Below are 13,482 nucleotides of genomic sequence, written 5' to 3' on the forward strand. Positions count from 1 at the left end.
ATCTGAGAACTCTCTCTATTGGTATGAGCCTTGTAACGGATTCGAACCGCTGAACATCTGTTTTGCAAACAGCCCCCTTTGACCACTCGAGCAACAAGGCGAAAAAATTATGGTCTTTCCCATCGTCACCATGTTTATCAAAGACGGGAATTATTATTTCGTTTGCGCTCATTGAAATAATTTACCGCAGAAAACTTTGGTTAAAACTTAGTGGAAAAGACAGGATTCAAACCTGTACGCTAGGAAGGACAATCTTTCTTAATCTTTTATAAGTACATGTTGTTTACCTAGCTCATATCCCGTTTTAGCTCCTTTATAGCGTCTACCAATTCCGCCACTTTTCCGTTTGCCGAACTTTCTCGGCTGTCAGTCTTTTAAGGAAACTTTCACTTTCCGCTGTCTTTCCAGCTGTCAAAAAACACGTATCATGAAAATTTACACTCTTTCTTTTAAGCATTTCTGCGATCTCGCTTTGTTAGCGAATTGTGTGTGTATATCTTGATAAAACTTGTTAATATTCAACACTCGCAAAACATAATTAAAAGGCACTTTTTCTTTACTGCATTTAGATTCTAATTCAGTCAAAATGCTTGTTTTTATTGACTCTTTTTGCGCGAAAGACATTTCTTGAAAAATCTTTGCCTTTACTTCATCCCAGAAAAAATCACATAATATTTCTGTTTTTGTAATTATATCTTTATTAATCGCTTTCATCAAGAATCAAATAATCTTTAGTGTTATATGTGTTTGGATGATACATTAGCATTCTATCGCCGTCAGCATCTTTTACCCAATCTAACTTTCTTTTTGTTTGCTTTTTTACCCATGAGAAAACAGGTGAGTTCTTTGCTAGATTTAATCCTGCACTGCTATCCCAATAAGGGTGCAAAATATTTGATAGACGCATTTTTTTGTTATACGTCTTGTCTGTTAAATTTGACTTGTTGTAGATGTATGAAGAAATATTCCCTTCTATCTCTGGAAGTAATGGAGCGAAAAAGTCGTAAAATTCAGCGAATGTAATAAAATCACCGTCTTTCTTATTTTCTTCACACCATTTGAAAAAATCATTTTGCGTTGGCATTGTTTTCGGATAGACCGAATATAAGTCATCAAAATATGATTCTGAATGTCCACTTGGCGTGCCAACTATTGTACATCCCTTGAAGTCAGCGTAAGCACAAATCTCTTTGTACAAATCAATTGTTTCTTGTGGGTAAATTGAAGTATTACCATTTTTAAGAGTAAACTTCTTTTTCGCTCCACGCTCCAATATTTCAGGTCCTAAAACTTCTTTTTGTCGTTCAGTTAGGTTAGATTGCTGTTTGTATGTTAGATGAAATGCATTTACCCAAAAGTACTTAACACCAATTTCTGAATATCGATCGATTATATCCTTGTGATCTTCTGAAAAATTAATATCAAAAGGGTTGATTCCAATCATCACCTTATGCTTTTTGATGATTTCTTTTACCATTTCGAAACGCTCGTCTAATGTTGGCGCGTTCGGTTCGTAAATCTTTCTAACGTCATCATCCGAGTATGGCACGGATACATACCACAAAGACGGTTTTAGCTTCTCGCTTGCTTCCTGCCATCCGTAGCCACCTCGTGTGTTTATTTGTACGGGAATATCCAAATCAACAAGAACATCAAGAATCTGATTAGTAAGCTCGTGATTATTCTTTGAGAAAGGATCTACATTGTTTGAAATTAAAATCGGGTACTTTTCTTTTAGAAAAAAACTTGTAATATCGTTTCGGTTTTTATGGTTTTTTAGCACCGAAAGTATTTTTTTTATGTCCGCTTTTCGTTTTGGATTATTCAAAATTGAAAAGCAATACATGCACCCATGAGAGCAAAGATTTAAGGATAATTGCAAGGGTACAGGGTTTGTCAGAAAGCTGTTGGTTAGTGGTGTTATCATGCTAAATATTCGTTCTTTTATGAGTTCCACGCTTAACAAAGTACATTCCGTAGGTCTTAGGATCTATGCTAGTTTTTCCATTAAATTCGCTTGCAAACGGACGGTAATTATTGATTTTGAATAAACTACCAGAATTCAACTTTGTAGAAGTTGCTTTCAAATCGTTAATACTGCTAGATAACTCAGTAACAGATGATTTAGCCGTATTTGAAACCGCAGAACACCCAAGCATAGACATAGCGGCTGTTATTAATCCTAAAAGTTTTTTCATAGTTACTCTTCGTTTTCAGTTTGGTACATGAATTCAATTAATCGGAAAATAGCTTTCTTGTCGTTTTTAATTCCAAGATGCTCTTTCGCGTTTAGCCAAGATTCTTTTTCTTCATCCGTAAGCGTTACAGCGATCATGTTATCTTCATCTGGCTTCTCGATATGTTCTTTTTCTTCCTCTTCAAAATCATCGAATGAAGGAAATTCCATACCCCAATCTTTTAATTCAGCTTCATCCCAGTCGTTAGCAAGTGCTTCAAAGTCATCATTTCCAAAAGCTACATTGTCTTTTATCGAAATTTGCCGCAAAATATTAGCTGGTGTATTCACGTCCAAAACCTTACACGGTGCTTCTTTGAATCCAAGATCTTTCATCGCTCGAAAGCGCATGTTTCCACCGATAATTACAAATCGCTTATTGAACGGAATCACAATTAACTCTCGTATTTCGAGCATTTCTGGAAGTTCCTCAATTGATTTTTTCAACTTTTCAAACCTTTCATCACGGATAAATCGGGGATTTTTTGGCAATCCATCAATTTGACCATCATTTGGAGAGAGTTGAGAAAGTTTGATATTGGTTGTTTCCATTTTGACAAATTTACAAAAAAATAATTTCAATTATGACATTTCGCCACAATTGAAATTAAAAAGTTTAAAACTGCTTAGTATTTTTCAGATAATTATTTATTTCTGTCGTGAATTGAGTTAGATTTTTACAGATAACGTATTTTCCAAATCCAAGTTGCTCAATTTCTTGTTGCCACTTTCTTTGGTTAGGTGTTTGTTTGCCTTTTTCCGTTTTCATCTCAATTGCGAGAAAGTTAAAGTCTTTGTTAGGGTGGAGTAGTAGCAAGTCTGAAACTCCAGCTTTTGCGCCTTCTGCTTTTAGGATTTTTGCTTCTGTAATAGTCCTTTTTCCACCGTTTGGAACTGCAAAAAATAATGGAAATAACGCAGGGTATTGGATTCTAAACCAATTAACGCAGGTTATCTGTATCTTACTTTCCAAATGACGCATCTTCAACGCTTTTAACTTTAACTAATCCAGAAAAATTAATGTGTTTGTAAGTTCCAAGTGTGAATCTATTATGTTTTAACATGTTTTCTTCTAGGCTTGTTACTTGTGAATTTATTTGCAACATGTCATTTTCTGCCTTTGTTTCAATGCTTATTTTTTCGTAATCTAAAGTCTTTTTCATATTTTTCTATAAATTTTAAAATTGTTATTTCTTGTTGTTTTAATCGTTTCTGTTTGTTTTTCTGAACACTTACAAAATCTTTGATTTTATCATTAAAATTTGAGGTTGTCATCTTGTATGCCTATTCGTTTTGCCCAATTTCTTTTTCCAATAACTGATTATTTTTTCTTCAAAAAATTCTAATCTAAATTTTTCCAAATCTTTTTTAAATTTTTTATCAAAAGTGATAAAATCATCAAATTTTTTAATGTTATAAACTACAGTCGAATGATGAATATTTAAGAAATATGCTATTTCGATAATCTTAGATCCAGACTCTCGTTTTAGCTTGCAATAAATTTTGATCTCATTTTGAAGGCTTGTTGGAAATCTATGTCTTCCAGTATTTAACCCACTCATCTTTTGTTAGTTTTTTTAAATCGTGGTACTGAATAAAAGACTTAACTAGCCTTTCTTTGAAATAGGTCCCTATGTCGTTTTTTGTCATTTTAGGAATGCCGCCAATTGTGCCTATTGCCGTTTCTGGCTTAAAGTTTTCTAGTACATTTTCAATAAATTTTAGTTTTATCATTTCAACATTTTTCAATGTTTTAATTTTATCATAAAATAAAATCGCCCCTTGTGTTGGTTTGTCATTTTGCACTCTTTCCCACTCAGATTCTAGCCATAAATCATGCTCTTTGCTTATTTGTTCGGGCGTTTTTTCAAGTGGTGGATTCAAAGCTTTCGCCAACATAGCCTTTCCTTCCTCGTATTTTTTGTCAATATTTTTTTTGTGATAATTGTAGGCGGCTTTAACTTCTCCTAATTTCAATCTGTCGATTTCGCGATAAAGTTTAACTTGTTGATTTTTGCCATTTTCGTCAGGAATCGTGGATAGCTTACCTTCCGCCGCTAACTCTAAAGCAATCATAAATTCACTTGCTGTTAGTTCACAATTACGAGCAAAAGAATATAATTCAGCTTCTGCGAGTTCTAGTTCAATTTCCTCATCTTGGAATTTTGGATTCAAGAAATTTAAAACCTTCGCTGCAAAAATGCTAATTTCTGAATCACTCGACGATTTCAGCATCGATTGTGATATCTCCGCCATCACTGTCGGGTATTTTGCTATTTGCATTCGCAAGCCTTCTGGCAAGTATGGTTCTAGCGGCTGTTTTCCCACCAAGGCTTCTCTTGGGATTTTCGAAATTGTTGAAATTTCCGTTTGTGTTTTTATTATTTCTTGATTTTCCATTTGTTGTAATTTTTTCGGCCGCGGCCCCTGGATTATTATTTTGCAAACTTGTTTTTAACCAGAATTCGAAATTCTTTTTTAAATCGCCATTATTTTTCCAATCATTTTCTTCCCATGAAAATTTTTTTTCTACAAATTCATCAATTTTTGAGCTTAGTTGATCTTTTGAAATTTTGTATTGCATCATAAATCTGTCATTTGTGATTTGTGATGATTTTAAAACTTTTTTCACTTTTTCAATTTCTTCCGAATTTTCAAAATCGCCTACGTCGTCTATTTGTGTATTTGTATATTGGTAAATTGGTTTATCTATGGTATCAATGCGATTCACTATGCTTTCACTATGCTTTATATCATGCTTTAGCAATGCTTTATCAAGTGCTTTATCAAGTGCTTTATCAAATTTTGATATAGCGATTATATTTGCTGAGTATTGATTTTTTGATTTTTCAATCAATTTTATAAAACCAAAATCAACCAAATCATTAAGCGTTTTAATAAAAGTATTATAAGATTTAATCCCTATCGCATCCATCACCATAGCGCGAGGAAAACCAAACTTTTGCTTCCATCCAAGTCTATTACAGTGCTCAATTGCAAAAAAGTACATTGCGCAATGATTAGGGTTTATTTTTTCTGGATTTTCGAATGCAAAATCCCAAAAGTTCCTAGACAGATCATAAATATTCATAATTTTTCTCTAATTTGAGTCCAACAAATTCCACAGAAATATCTAAGCGCATGATCTTCGTCGTACATTTTATTGCAAGCTTTTTCCATGGCATCAACAACTTCATTTACGCCTAGTTTGCTAATGAAATCTTTAACTGAAATTCTAAATTTTGGTGTAAAAATATAGCCTTCGAAAATTGACATATAAACCATCTCTACAGAATCGATATCTATTTCCATTTGCATTTTTTCCATTTGCAATATTTTTTGATATTCTTTATATTGCTTTAATGCTAATTTTTTACCTTCTGATTTTTCTAATATAGTTTCTGGAACGCTAGTTAATTCAATTCCAGATTTTCCTCTATTACAATCAAAACAAGCTGTAATTAAGTTATCTATATTGTTTTTACCTCCTTTACACACAGGCATAATATGATCAACTTCTAAGGGTACTTTTGGTGGCTTCGCTGAGCAATATTGACATGTGAAACCATCTCTTTTTAATACTTCAAAGCGTATTTTTTTACTAATTGAAATTCTCTTATCTGCCATTATTCTAAATCTTTTATATTACAAGGAAAGCGTTTTCCGTTAGTTTTTTCGACTGTTGCCGCGTTTCCACTGATTGATATTACTTTTACTTTTTCGCCTTTTTTTAGCCAGATTTGACCCTTGTAACCTGAGTCTTGATTCATTGTTTTAGTTTCGTTTAGCATCTCAAAAAGGTATTCCAGTTAAATTAATTTCAAGCCCTTTTTGGGCGATATAAGTCGGTTTCCCAAACTCTCTTATAATTCCTTCCCGAAACTCTTTTCCGTTTGAATTTCGGTCAGAAAGATGTATCAGAATTATATTTTTGCATGGTGTGAGGTCGTTAGCTTCTAAAGCTTTCACGCATGTGTCATAACTCATGTGCGATTGCAGTGTTCTATCTCTCAAAATCTTGTTGAAGCCTTCTGGTGTTTTAGCGTACAATATGTCCTTTCTGTAATTACATTCTATCAGCCAATGACTGACATTTGCAAAGCGATTTGGCAAGTAGTAAGTGTCGGTTGCGAAAACAATATTTCCAGTTTCGGGATGATTTATGAAAAAGCCTAAAGGCTCTTTGCAATCGTGTTTTATTTTGAAAGGAATAATTGTGAAGTTTCCGAATTTTGCTACTTTTCCAGCTTCCAGAATATTGTCAGATTTTATGTTTTTAGCTTCCCATGTTCCTTTGCTTGAATAGGTCGGAATGCTTCTTTTCAGAAAGTCGGAGACGTATTTGAAATGATCGCCGTGTTCATGAGTAACAATACAGGCAACAACTTTTGAAGTATTGAAATTTAAACCTTTCAAAACCTCTGAAAATTTTATTCCTGCTTCCAATATCAAAGCTTCATTGTCGTTTTGCAGTATGTAACAATTTCCGTTACTGTTGCTGCCTAGTACTGTTAGTTTCATGATTTTAATTCAGCTGTGGCAGCTCTAAATCTGAAGTGGCTTTCTATATCATCGTTATAACAACCCTCTTCTAATATGGTATCTTTCAATTTGAAGTGCTGCTCTATGGTAGTTCTCAAAATTTGCTCTACTTGTGAGTTCTTCAAACCAAAATCCACCATAATATGATGCCAAATCTTTGGTTTATTCACCCAAACTTTTAGCCCTTCTTCCTCTTCCTCAATTTCAAAAACAAGAGTATCACCATCAAAATAAAAGATTGAATTTGGGTATATTTCAAAATCAGTTTTACATATAAAATCCTTTTCAAAAAGTGATTTTGCAAATTCTTCAGCTTCAATTAATTTCTTGTTTTCAAGTTGTAATTTTAATTCCTCAATTTGGTTTTGAAGTTTTAAAATTTTAGCTTCTTTTTTTTCTATTTTATGCGCTATTTCCATTATTTCTTGCGTCTTAAACTGATTAAACAAATGATGATGAAAACAGCCAAATAAATGGCTGTTTCTTTATGGTTTTCTATTGCTTGAAAGAAGTTTTCCATTAGAATCCAGGTTTACTATCATCTGTTGGAAAGGCAATCTCTGGTGAAGCGGTGGGGATTTTCGGTTCCGATTTTTCATCAGTAAATTCAATCACTTCTGCATTGGCATTTTCGGTAATTTCGGTAGCTACTTTTTTGTCCACAACTTGATACTCGGCTTCAATAGTTTCGGCTTGTTCTTCCTGCGTGTACATCGCACCTAGTTGTGCTGGGAAAGCTTCTCTTAACGCTTGCACTTTAGCAATCTTAGCGATCATCGTAGATTTTTTTTCGTTCCAAACAGACTGTTTTTTATCGTACTCATCCAAGGCTACTTTTGCGACAATAGGGAACTTTTTATCATCTCGGTGAATCTCAGCCCAACCACCTAAAAGAACATCACTTTTAAGTTTGAAAGTTCCCTCTAATTCTAAAATTTGGTTATCTCTCTGAATTATGATACCAGCTCTAAAACCTTGGTAGTTAGGATTGGCATCTGCACGCTTGAAAAATGCTTCTTTAGATACTATCATTTGCGCTGGTTGCGCTCCAAATTTTACTAAATAAGCTTCATTAAGGAAAGGGTTTAATTGGTTGTACTTACAGATTGAAATAAATTGCGTTAAATCTTGATCTGATACGTCACCATTACCTTTTGTTAGGAAATCTCTAACGATTTTGTAAGATAGTTTTACATCTTGACCAGCTACTTGATAAACAACAGCTCCTCTGTCTGGGTTTAATTTTGCAACTTGATTTTCTGCTTCTTGCACTTGATTTTTTGTACTCATAATGTTGAAGGGTTTTTAAATGTTATTGATTAAATTTTTGATTATTTTACAGTTAACTCATTGTCATAGCTCACTCGTAAATTCACTACTTGCGAATTGGTCATTCTAACCTCGGTAACGCTTTCGCGGTTGTCGATAAATACAGGTGCTGAAACGCCATAGAAGTCCGATAAAACATTGATAATGTCTAATCCAGCGTTAATTTGTGAAGCCGTATTCGCGTCAGAATAAGGCACGCCGTCAATGGTAATTTCACATGTTGGCTCGGTCCATCCATTGATTAATTGATTGAAAAGTTTGAATTGAACAAACTCAAATCTTTTATTGATTCTGGTTTCGCTTTCTTCGATGATGGCAAACTCCATGTTTCGCGCTGTATATTCATCTTTTTCAATGTCAGCAATTAGTTGAGAAAGGCGTTTTCCTTCCGCTTCTAATTCTGCTTTTCTTTTGTCAGCTTTCTCGATCTGTTCTTTTGCTGAAAGTTTACCCACGATTGCAGAAATCTCGGATTGTAGCGCGTTTCTTTGTGCGGCTTGCTCCGTTGTGTCGGGCTTGGCTACTTGCGTTAATTGTGCTTTTAACTCGGTAATTTGATTTTCTAAAGCGGTCCATTCTGGAAGGGTAGAAGGGATAACTTCAATAGGGACTTCTGATGGGATTGCATCTAGTTCAGCCTCGACTTCTTTCAAAACCTCAATAGCTGCTTGAATTTCCTCTCTAATCAAACTATCATCACGATCTTCGATGTCGGCTTTTAAAGCTTGACCACGTTGATTAATTTCATCTAATTTTCTTTGTTTTTCTGCATTAAAGGCATGTAATGCTTTATTTTTATTTTCAGAATGAAGTTCTTGCGCCTTCGCAGAATCACAAACGAAATTGTAAATAGGACAAACAAGACCTTTGTCACTTGATTCGTATTGTTTCGAGAAAACCTCTGAATATTCAGCACGTAGCGCAATTACTTTTTGCTCCAGCTTCGCGGTTTCTTCATTATAGATTTTTAGATCGTTTTCTTTTTCTCTCTGTAATCCATCTAATTTTCGTACTTCATTTTGAAGATGTTGCTTTCTATCACGATTTGCGTAATTATCAAGGTTTAAAGCTTGTTTTGCTTTTAAAACAACATCGTTTTGCTTAATGATTAAAGCATTGATTTGATTTTGCTTTTCAGAAAGCTGTGAGAATTGCAAATCATAATCTTTGTTGATATTCAATAGATTATCATCAATTTGCTTCAGTTCTGCTTTTTTTGCTTCAACATCTTTTCCAAGTTGTATGAAATCTTGTGTTTCTGGCTTGCTTCGCTCCACTTCATCAATACGAGTAGGGATAACATCCAAGTCAGATTTTAGACGCTTCTTTTCTTCGGCTTTTTGCTTACGGAAGTCCTCAATTGATTTTCCATTTAAGGAATCCCAAAGTTTTTTAAAATCTTTGTTAGTTTGTGCTATTTCTTCCTCAGTAACGGTGCCAGCAATTTTGAAGAGAATTTCTCTTTGGATTTTCCAAGGTAGTCCAGCGAAGTATTTAGGATTGGTAACTAATTTGAAAAGGATTTCATCAAGAATTTCATTGATTTCCTTTACATACTCGTTTACTTTTTTCGGCACATCATTGATATAACAAAGTACTTCATGCCCTTGCAATGTTGGTTCTAATTCTCCTTTTTTATTGCTCCATTTTTCTTTGTAGATTTTACGAAGCATAAGGTCTGTGCCATCAACTGAAAGCAATCCTTCTACCGTATGCTCTGTTTTGCTGAGTGTGCTTCCGTCTTCATTTAGAGTTTTGATTTCAAAATCTTTACGATCGTGAGAATCTTTACCAAAAAGCAACCATGTAAATGCGTCGAAAATTGATGTTTTACCGGATCCGTTAGGCCCCGAAATGTCTGTTATTTGACTTGTGAAGTCGATTGTTTTCTGTTTAATCCCTTTGAAGTGGGATAGGCTGATTTTTTTTAGAAATATGTTTTTCATTGTGAAGGGATTTTTTGATTTTTAAATTCTATGTTTATTATTGTGATATAGCTCCATAGCTTTTTCTTTGTGAACCTTTATTGATCTTCCAGCGTGTGTGATTGCCGCATCGAGATAACCACTGTTTTTTATTTTTTGCGCAGTAGTTTTACCGCATCCTAATATTCTTCCCAATCCAGCAAGGCCATAATCGAACGCATCAACATTTGGTATTTCTTCCTGTATTGGCTCTGGTAATGGTAATTCTTCTATCTGTGGCTTTTTAAATAAGAATATTTGCAAAAGCTCATTCACTGTAACCTCTCCTAAAGGTTTTTCTAAAATATCATGTTGCATCGTTAATAAAGTTTTCCGTTAAACCAATATTTTGTTTCGTGGGTAATTAGGTCTGTAAAGGTTATTTTTACGCCTAATAGTTTTGCAATGGTTCTCATACTGGGTCTTTTTCTTGAAAAAATTGAACTATTGCCTTGTGATTTACCCTTGCAAAAAATGTAATTCCTAGAAAGAACATAGTCCATGATAGAAGTTTTACATTTTGCGTTTCTGAAATTGCGAGAATCCAAACTATTTGAATAATCAGAACAATATTTATAAAGTGTTTTAGTTTCATATTAGTTGTATTTTGGATTTTGTTGTATTTTTTTACTACTCTCAATTTCTACTTTAGCGGCTGTTTTGATGAATTTTTCCATATTATGCAGCTATTTTCAGTTCAGTTCTTTCCATTCGGTCACTACGCATTCTGCGGCGGCAAATCATTTCTCTTTCGGATAACAAGCCGATACAGATTATCATAATTGGGATTAATTTGAAATAAGGTATTTGGTCTTTTCTTACTCCTAATTTCCTCACCATCCACCAGATTACTAATTCTGCCTGCTTATTGATCCCCAGCTTTTCATAGATTCTGTAACTGTGCGCTGACAAAGTGCCTTCTGATATAAATAGCCTTTCGGCGGCTTTCTTTCTGTCGGTGCTAAAAGCTATCATTTCAGCAACCTCTAGTTCTCTTTTTGAGAGATTAGCGTCGAGATTCATGGCGTTGCTAAAAATTTATTTACAAAGTAAACTTGCCCTTTGCCTGTTAGCTGAGCAATTTCTCTACTGCTCATTTTTTGATTTTCTGTTTTGTTGAAAATTGTTAATTCCATATTGTTGTGTTTAAGCGATTACGTTAAAATTCTCAGTTCCGTTTTTTAATTTTTCGTGAATTTTCTTTACCTCTTCATAATCGAAGTAGACTTTTTGGTCTTTAGTAGGTATAGGATCTAATTTTGGTCGGTATTTGTTATAGACCGTAGATCGGCTGACATTGTACAGTTTCATAATTCCACGCACTGTAATCACATCAATCTTAGTATTTTCCATATCTCAAATTTTTAATAAATTCTTATTACACACCTTTTAAACACTTTTACTATCTTTGTTTAAGAATAAGGTAGTAAAAATGTAATAGCTTGTATTTTCTTGTACAAATATACAAGAACTTATCCGTAAAACACAATAATATACAATAAAATACAAGTTTATTATCTAACTAATTGATTTTCAGTTATAAAAAATGATGCATACCCATTACTTAGAAAGGTTGATTATTAGCAAGCAGATGAATCCAAAATCATTTGCTGAAAGTTTAGGATATAAAAGAGCAGATATAATTTATAATGTTCTAAATGGAAAAAATGGATTAAGCTCTAAACTGGCTAAACTTATTGTATCTGTTTATAATGATGTTAATTACGAATGGTTAATTTCAGGAGAAGGCGAAATGCTTTTGACAAAGGATGAGATAATGCGAAACCAACTAGGTGGTAAATCGCTAAATGCAAACTATGCCAAAAATAAAGACGGTGTAATGATGGAAGAGTCTGAGATTTATAATAATTTAAAAGATACCGTCACTCAAGTAGATAGTGATAATTACATGGAGGTGGAATATAGGGATCTTTCAGTTGCAGCTGGACCACTCAATAGAACCGATGAAAAAGCACCTAGAAAAACAATGCTAGTGCCGCGTGAATATGAAAAAGGAGAATATCTTGTTGTTAGGGTAGATGGTCCTTCTATGGATGATGGCTCAACATATTCAATCCCAGAAGGTGCAAAAATATTAGTTAGAAGATATTATTTGGATAATGGTGACAAGCTTCCTATTCGTGGAAATCTATTTGTTATTGACGCAAAGGAAGGGCAGGCATTGAAGCAAATTGTTGAGCATAATACGGAGTTAGGCTATGTTAGATGCCATTCTTACAATCCAGAATTTAAAGATTATAATATTCCGCTTGAGGAAGTTTATGGTTTTTATATTTTTAGAAAAATAGTTGCATTTAGGCCTCCAGTAAGAGATATAGAGAATTAAAAATATAATAAGCAAATATAATAACTATGAAAAATTGCACTTATCAAATCTATTCGAGAGAATACAAAGGAAAAAATTGGATTGATTTTCAAAAATCTATAATAGAAATAGTAAAAAGCTTTCCAGAAGAATATAAATTAGGCGAAATTGATGAGATAAACAAAAGTGTTATGTTGACCGTTACAAAGGTGCCGTTTTATGATGGTATTTCTATTTGTATTAAATGTGAAGATGCTAATAGTAATATTTTAGTTAACTTCTTTATCGACGATGCTGATATTCCTGAAATAATGAAAACTGAAGCCAAAAATTTAGTTATAGAAGCTGCAGGTAATATATACTCTTCATTTAGTGGAACTCTTCATTTATCTGCTAAAGAAGGCCCTTTGAAAGAAAAGAGAGAAGAGCAATTAAATACAGGTGGAGGAATTGTGTCATTCATTATACTAATAGCCTCCATAATTGTAGTATTTTATTCTATGAAAACCTGTTCTTCAATATAAACTTATAAACTATGAAAAAACTATTATTATTAAGCGCATTATTAAATTGTGTTTTGCTTTTTTCCCAATTCACTTTAACGACAGATAATTTTAAAAACGCTACAGATCCTGAAAAAAATTATATAATAATTGAAGCAAAAGAAAAAAATAAATTAGATTTATTCAAGTCGGTAAAATCTTATATAAATTCAACTTTTAAAGGTGTAAAACAAGGTTCTTATAATGAGATTGAGCCAGATCAGATAGTAATTGATGTAGAGTCAACTACAGGATATGTTAAAATTCTAGGTATAGAGCAAAGCTTAGGAGAAGCTAATATTAGATATGAATTTAATTTCAAAGATGGAAAAATAATGATTAAGCCATTTTTTCAAAAACTTACTTTGCCAGATAACAATGTATTAAATTTAACTGGCGGTAATATGCTAATAAAAGCTGTTTTTAATAACAACGGAAAAGTTTCGATAAAAAAGCAAACCTTTGAAGGTTTACAAAATCTACCAAATAAAATGGTCGAAAATATAACCAAATCTATAATTAATCAAAATTCTGACTGGTAAT

Annotated in this window: 21 protein-coding genes and 2 tRNA genes; 3 read left to right on the forward strand and 20 right to left on the reverse strand. The window is 33.3% G+C overall.

All coding sequences use genetic code 11. From position 1 onward, the window contains the following. Window positions 1-26: 26 nt before the first annotated feature. From ACVFVN_RS05590 to ACVFVN_RS05685, 20 genes are all read right to left on the reverse strand, one after another. Window positions 27-100, reverse strand: a tRNA-Cys gene (locus tag ACVFVN_RS05590). Window positions 101-211: 111 nt separating this feature from the next. Then, a tRNA-OTHER gene (locus ACVFVN_RS05595) sits at window positions 212-344 on the reverse strand. Between the two features lie 91 nt (window positions 345-435). Next, on the reverse strand, window positions 436-714 hold the full coding sequence (locus ACVFVN_RS05600; RefSeq protein ID WP_456234543.1) for a hypothetical protein: 279 nt from the start codon (window positions 712-714) through the stop codon (window positions 436-438). Next, the gene (locus tag ACVFVN_RS05605) at window positions 701-1,783 is read right to left on the reverse strand and encodes a hypothetical protein (protein ID WP_456234544.1); all 1,083 of its coding nucleotides are present in this window, start codon (window positions 1,781-1,783) and stop codon (window positions 701-703) included. Before ACVFVN_RS05605 ends, ACVFVN_RS05600 begins: the two co-directional genes overlap by 14 nt. A gap of 145 nt (window positions 1,784-1,928) precedes the next feature. After that, window positions 1,929-2,198, reverse strand: coding sequence for a hypothetical protein (locus tag ACVFVN_RS05610; RefSeq protein WP_456234545.1), 270 nt, complete (start codon window positions 2,196-2,198; stop codon window positions 1,929-1,931). 2 nt (window positions 2,199-2,200) lie between these two features. Next, window positions 2,201-2,788 carry a hypothetical protein gene (locus ACVFVN_RS05615; protein WP_456234546.1) on the reverse strand — a complete coding sequence of 196 codons (588 nt, stop codon included), beginning with the start codon at window positions 2,786-2,788 and terminating at the stop codon, window positions 2,201-2,203. 64 nt (window positions 2,789-2,852) lie between these two features. Further along, a complete protein-coding gene (locus ACVFVN_RS05620) occupies window positions 2,853-3,218 on the reverse strand; it encodes a VRR-NUC domain-containing protein (protein WP_456234547.1) in 366 nt (121 codons plus the stop codon). Beyond that, window positions 3,199-3,399, reverse strand: coding sequence for a hypothetical protein (locus tag ACVFVN_RS05625; RefSeq protein WP_456234548.1), 201 nt, complete (start codon window positions 3,397-3,399; stop codon window positions 3,199-3,201). Before ACVFVN_RS05625 ends, ACVFVN_RS05620 begins: the two co-directional genes overlap by 20 nt. Window positions 3,400-3,507: 108 nt before the next feature. After that, entirely contained in the window at window positions 3,508-3,798 is a 291-nt protein-coding gene (locus ACVFVN_RS05630) for a hypothetical protein (RefSeq protein ID WP_456234549.1), read from the reverse strand. Then, window positions 3,770-4,492, reverse strand: a complete 723-nt coding sequence (locus ACVFVN_RS05635) for a hypothetical protein (protein WP_456234550.1) — start codon at window positions 4,490-4,492, stop codon at window positions 3,770-3,772. The genes ACVFVN_RS05630 and ACVFVN_RS05635 overlap by 29 nt, the downstream gene beginning before the upstream one ends. Beyond that, window positions 4,452-5,246: a hypothetical protein gene (locus ACVFVN_RS05640; protein ID WP_456234551.1), complete on the reverse strand. Its 795-nt coding sequence runs from the start codon at window positions 5,244-5,246 to the stop codon at window positions 4,452-4,454. The genes ACVFVN_RS05635 and ACVFVN_RS05640 overlap by 41 nt, the downstream gene beginning before the upstream one ends. Window positions 5,247-5,323: 77 nt before the next feature. Then, the gene (locus tag ACVFVN_RS05645) at window positions 5,324-5,863 is read right to left on the reverse strand and encodes an HNH endonuclease (RefSeq protein WP_456234552.1); all 540 of its coding nucleotides are present in this window, start codon (window positions 5,861-5,863) and stop codon (window positions 5,324-5,326) included. Further along, complete coding sequence (locus ACVFVN_RS05650) at window positions 5,863-6,006, reverse strand: NfeD family protein (RefSeq protein WP_456234553.1); 144 nt, start codon at window positions 6,004-6,006, stop codon at window positions 5,863-5,865. The genes ACVFVN_RS05645 and ACVFVN_RS05650 overlap by 1 nt, the downstream gene beginning before the upstream one ends. A 22-nt stretch (window positions 6,007-6,028) precedes the next feature. Beyond that, window positions 6,029-6,757 (reverse strand): MBL fold metallo-hydrolase, encoded by a 729-nt coding sequence (locus ACVFVN_RS05655; protein WP_456234554.1) that lies wholly within the window; start codon window positions 6,755-6,757, stop codon window positions 6,029-6,031. Next, window positions 6,754-7,197, reverse strand: coding sequence for a hypothetical protein (locus tag ACVFVN_RS05660; protein WP_456234555.1), 444 nt, complete (start codon window positions 7,195-7,197; stop codon window positions 6,754-6,756). Before ACVFVN_RS05660 ends, ACVFVN_RS05655 begins: the two co-directional genes overlap by 4 nt. Window positions 7,198-7,297: 100 nt before the next feature. Beyond that, window positions 7,298-8,068: a phage recombination protein Bet gene (bet, locus tag ACVFVN_RS05665; protein WP_456234556.1), complete on the reverse strand. Its 771-nt coding sequence runs from the start codon at window positions 8,066-8,068 to the stop codon at window positions 7,298-7,300. 41 nt (window positions 8,069-8,109) lie between these two features. Continuing rightward, window positions 8,110-10,053: an AAA family ATPase gene (locus tag ACVFVN_RS05670; protein WP_456234557.1), complete on the reverse strand. Its 1,944-nt coding sequence runs from the start codon at window positions 10,051-10,053 to the stop codon at window positions 8,110-8,112. A 21-nt stretch (window positions 10,054-10,074) separates the two neighbouring features. Continuing rightward, complete coding sequence (locus ACVFVN_RS05675) at window positions 10,075-10,389, reverse strand: DUF3853 family protein (RefSeq protein ID WP_456234558.1); 315 nt, start codon at window positions 10,387-10,389, stop codon at window positions 10,075-10,077. Window positions 10,390-10,749: 360 nt separating this feature from the next. After that, window positions 10,750-11,094: a response regulator transcription factor gene (locus tag ACVFVN_RS05680; RefSeq protein ID WP_456234559.1), complete on the reverse strand. Its 345-nt coding sequence runs from the start codon at window positions 11,092-11,094 to the stop codon at window positions 10,750-10,752. Between the two features lie 123 nt (window positions 11,095-11,217). Then, entirely contained in the window at window positions 11,218-11,424 is a 207-nt protein-coding gene (locus ACVFVN_RS05685; RefSeq protein ID WP_456234560.1) for a hypothetical protein, read from the reverse strand. A 193-nt stretch (window positions 11,425-11,617) separates the two neighbouring features. Between ACVFVN_RS05685 and ACVFVN_RS05690 the strand changes: the two genes are divergently transcribed. From ACVFVN_RS05690 to ACVFVN_RS05700, 3 genes are read left to right on the forward strand one after another with little or no spacing between them, the layout of a single operon-like run. Further along, the gene (locus ACVFVN_RS05690) at window positions 11,618-12,418 is read left to right on the forward strand and encodes a S24 family peptidase (RefSeq protein ID WP_456234561.1); all 801 of its coding nucleotides are present in this window, start codon (window positions 11,618-11,620) and stop codon (window positions 12,416-12,418) included. A gap of 26 nt (window positions 12,419-12,444) precedes the next feature. Next, window positions 12,445-12,921 carry a hypothetical protein gene (locus ACVFVN_RS05695; protein WP_456234562.1) on the forward strand — a complete coding sequence of 159 codons (477 nt, stop codon included), beginning with the start codon at window positions 12,445-12,447 and terminating at the stop codon, window positions 12,919-12,921. Window positions 12,922-12,932: 11 nt separating this feature from the next. Then, window positions 12,933-13,481, forward strand: a complete 549-nt coding sequence (locus ACVFVN_RS05700) for a hypothetical protein (RefSeq protein ID WP_456234563.1) — start codon at window positions 12,933-12,935, stop codon at window positions 13,479-13,481. Window position 13,482: the final 1 nt, after the last annotated feature.

Source organism: Soonwooa purpurea (genome assembly GCF_053891095.1).

Bases quoted from the DNA above. Each gene is read 5' to 3' on its own strand.
- ACVFVN_RS05645 (WP_456234552.1), bottom strand. From the start codon at position 5,863: ATGGCAGATAAGAGAATTTCAATTAGTAAAAAAATACGCTTTGAAGTA.
- ACVFVN_RS05655 (WP_456234554.1), bottom strand. From the start codon at position 6,757: ATGAAACTAACAGTACTAGGCAGCAACAGTAACGGAAATTGTTACATA.
- ACVFVN_RS05630 (WP_456234549.1), bottom strand. From the start codon at position 3,798: ATGAGTGGGTTAAATACTGGAAGACATAGATTTCCAACAAGCCTTCAA.
- ACVFVN_RS05675 (WP_456234558.1), bottom strand. From the start codon at position 10,389: ATGCAACATGATATTTTAGAAAAACCTTTAGGAGAGGTTACAGTGAAT.
- ACVFVN_RS05625 (WP_456234548.1), bottom strand. From the start codon at position 3,399: ATGAAAAAGACTTTAGATTACGAAAAAATAAGCATTGAAACAAAGGCA.
- bet (WP_456234556.1), bottom strand. From the start codon at position 8,068: ATGAGTACAAAAAATCAAGTGCAAGAAGCAGAAAATCAAGTTGCAAAA.
- ACVFVN_RS05640 (WP_456234551.1), bottom strand. From the start codon at position 5,246: ATGTACTTTTTTGCAATTGAGCACTGTAATAGACTTGGATGGAAGCAA.
- ACVFVN_RS05685 (WP_456234560.1), bottom strand. From the start codon at position 11,424: ATGGAAAATACTAAGATTGATGTGATTACAGTGCGTGGAATTATGAAA.
- ACVFVN_RS05650 (WP_456234553.1), bottom strand. From the start codon at position 6,006: ATGAATCAAGACTCAGGTTACAAGGGTCAAATCTGGCTAAAAAAAGGC.
- ACVFVN_RS05610 (WP_456234545.1), bottom strand. From the start codon at position 2,198: ATGAAAAAACTTTTAGGATTAATAACAGCCGCTATGTCTATGCTTGGG.
- ACVFVN_RS05690 (WP_456234561.1), top strand. From the start codon at position 11,618: ATGATGCATACCCATTACTTAGAAAGGTTGATTATTAGCAAGCAGATG.
- ACVFVN_RS05635 (WP_456234550.1), bottom strand. From the start codon at position 4,492: ATGGCGGAGATATCACAATCGATGCTGAAATCGTCGAGTGATTCAGAA.
- ACVFVN_RS05695 (WP_456234562.1), top strand. From the start codon at position 12,445: ATGAAAAATTGCACTTATCAAATCTATTCGAGAGAATACAAAGGAAAA.
- ACVFVN_RS05615 (WP_456234546.1), bottom strand. From the start codon at position 2,788: ATGGAAACAACCAATATCAAACTTTCTCAACTCTCTCCAAATGATGGT.
- ACVFVN_RS05600 (WP_456234543.1), bottom strand. From the start codon at position 714: ATGAAAGCGATTAATAAAGATATAATTACAAAAACAGAAATATTATGT.
- ACVFVN_RS05620 (WP_456234547.1), bottom strand. From the start codon at position 3,218: ATGCGTCATTTGGAAAGTAAGATACAGATAACCTGCGTTAATTGGTTT.
- ACVFVN_RS05700 (WP_456234563.1), top strand. From the start codon at position 12,933: ATGAAAAAACTATTATTATTAAGCGCATTATTAAATTGTGTTTTGCTT.
- ACVFVN_RS05680 (WP_456234559.1), bottom strand. From the start codon at position 11,094: ATGAATCTCGACGCTAATCTCTCAAAAAGAGAACTAGAGGTTGCTGAA.
- ACVFVN_RS05670 (WP_456234557.1), bottom strand. From the start codon at position 10,053: ATGAAAAACATATTTCTAAAAAAAATCAGCCTATCCCACTTCAAAGGG.
- ACVFVN_RS05660 (WP_456234555.1), bottom strand. From the start codon at position 7,197: ATGGAAATAGCGCATAAAATAGAAAAAAAAGAAGCTAAAATTTTAAAA.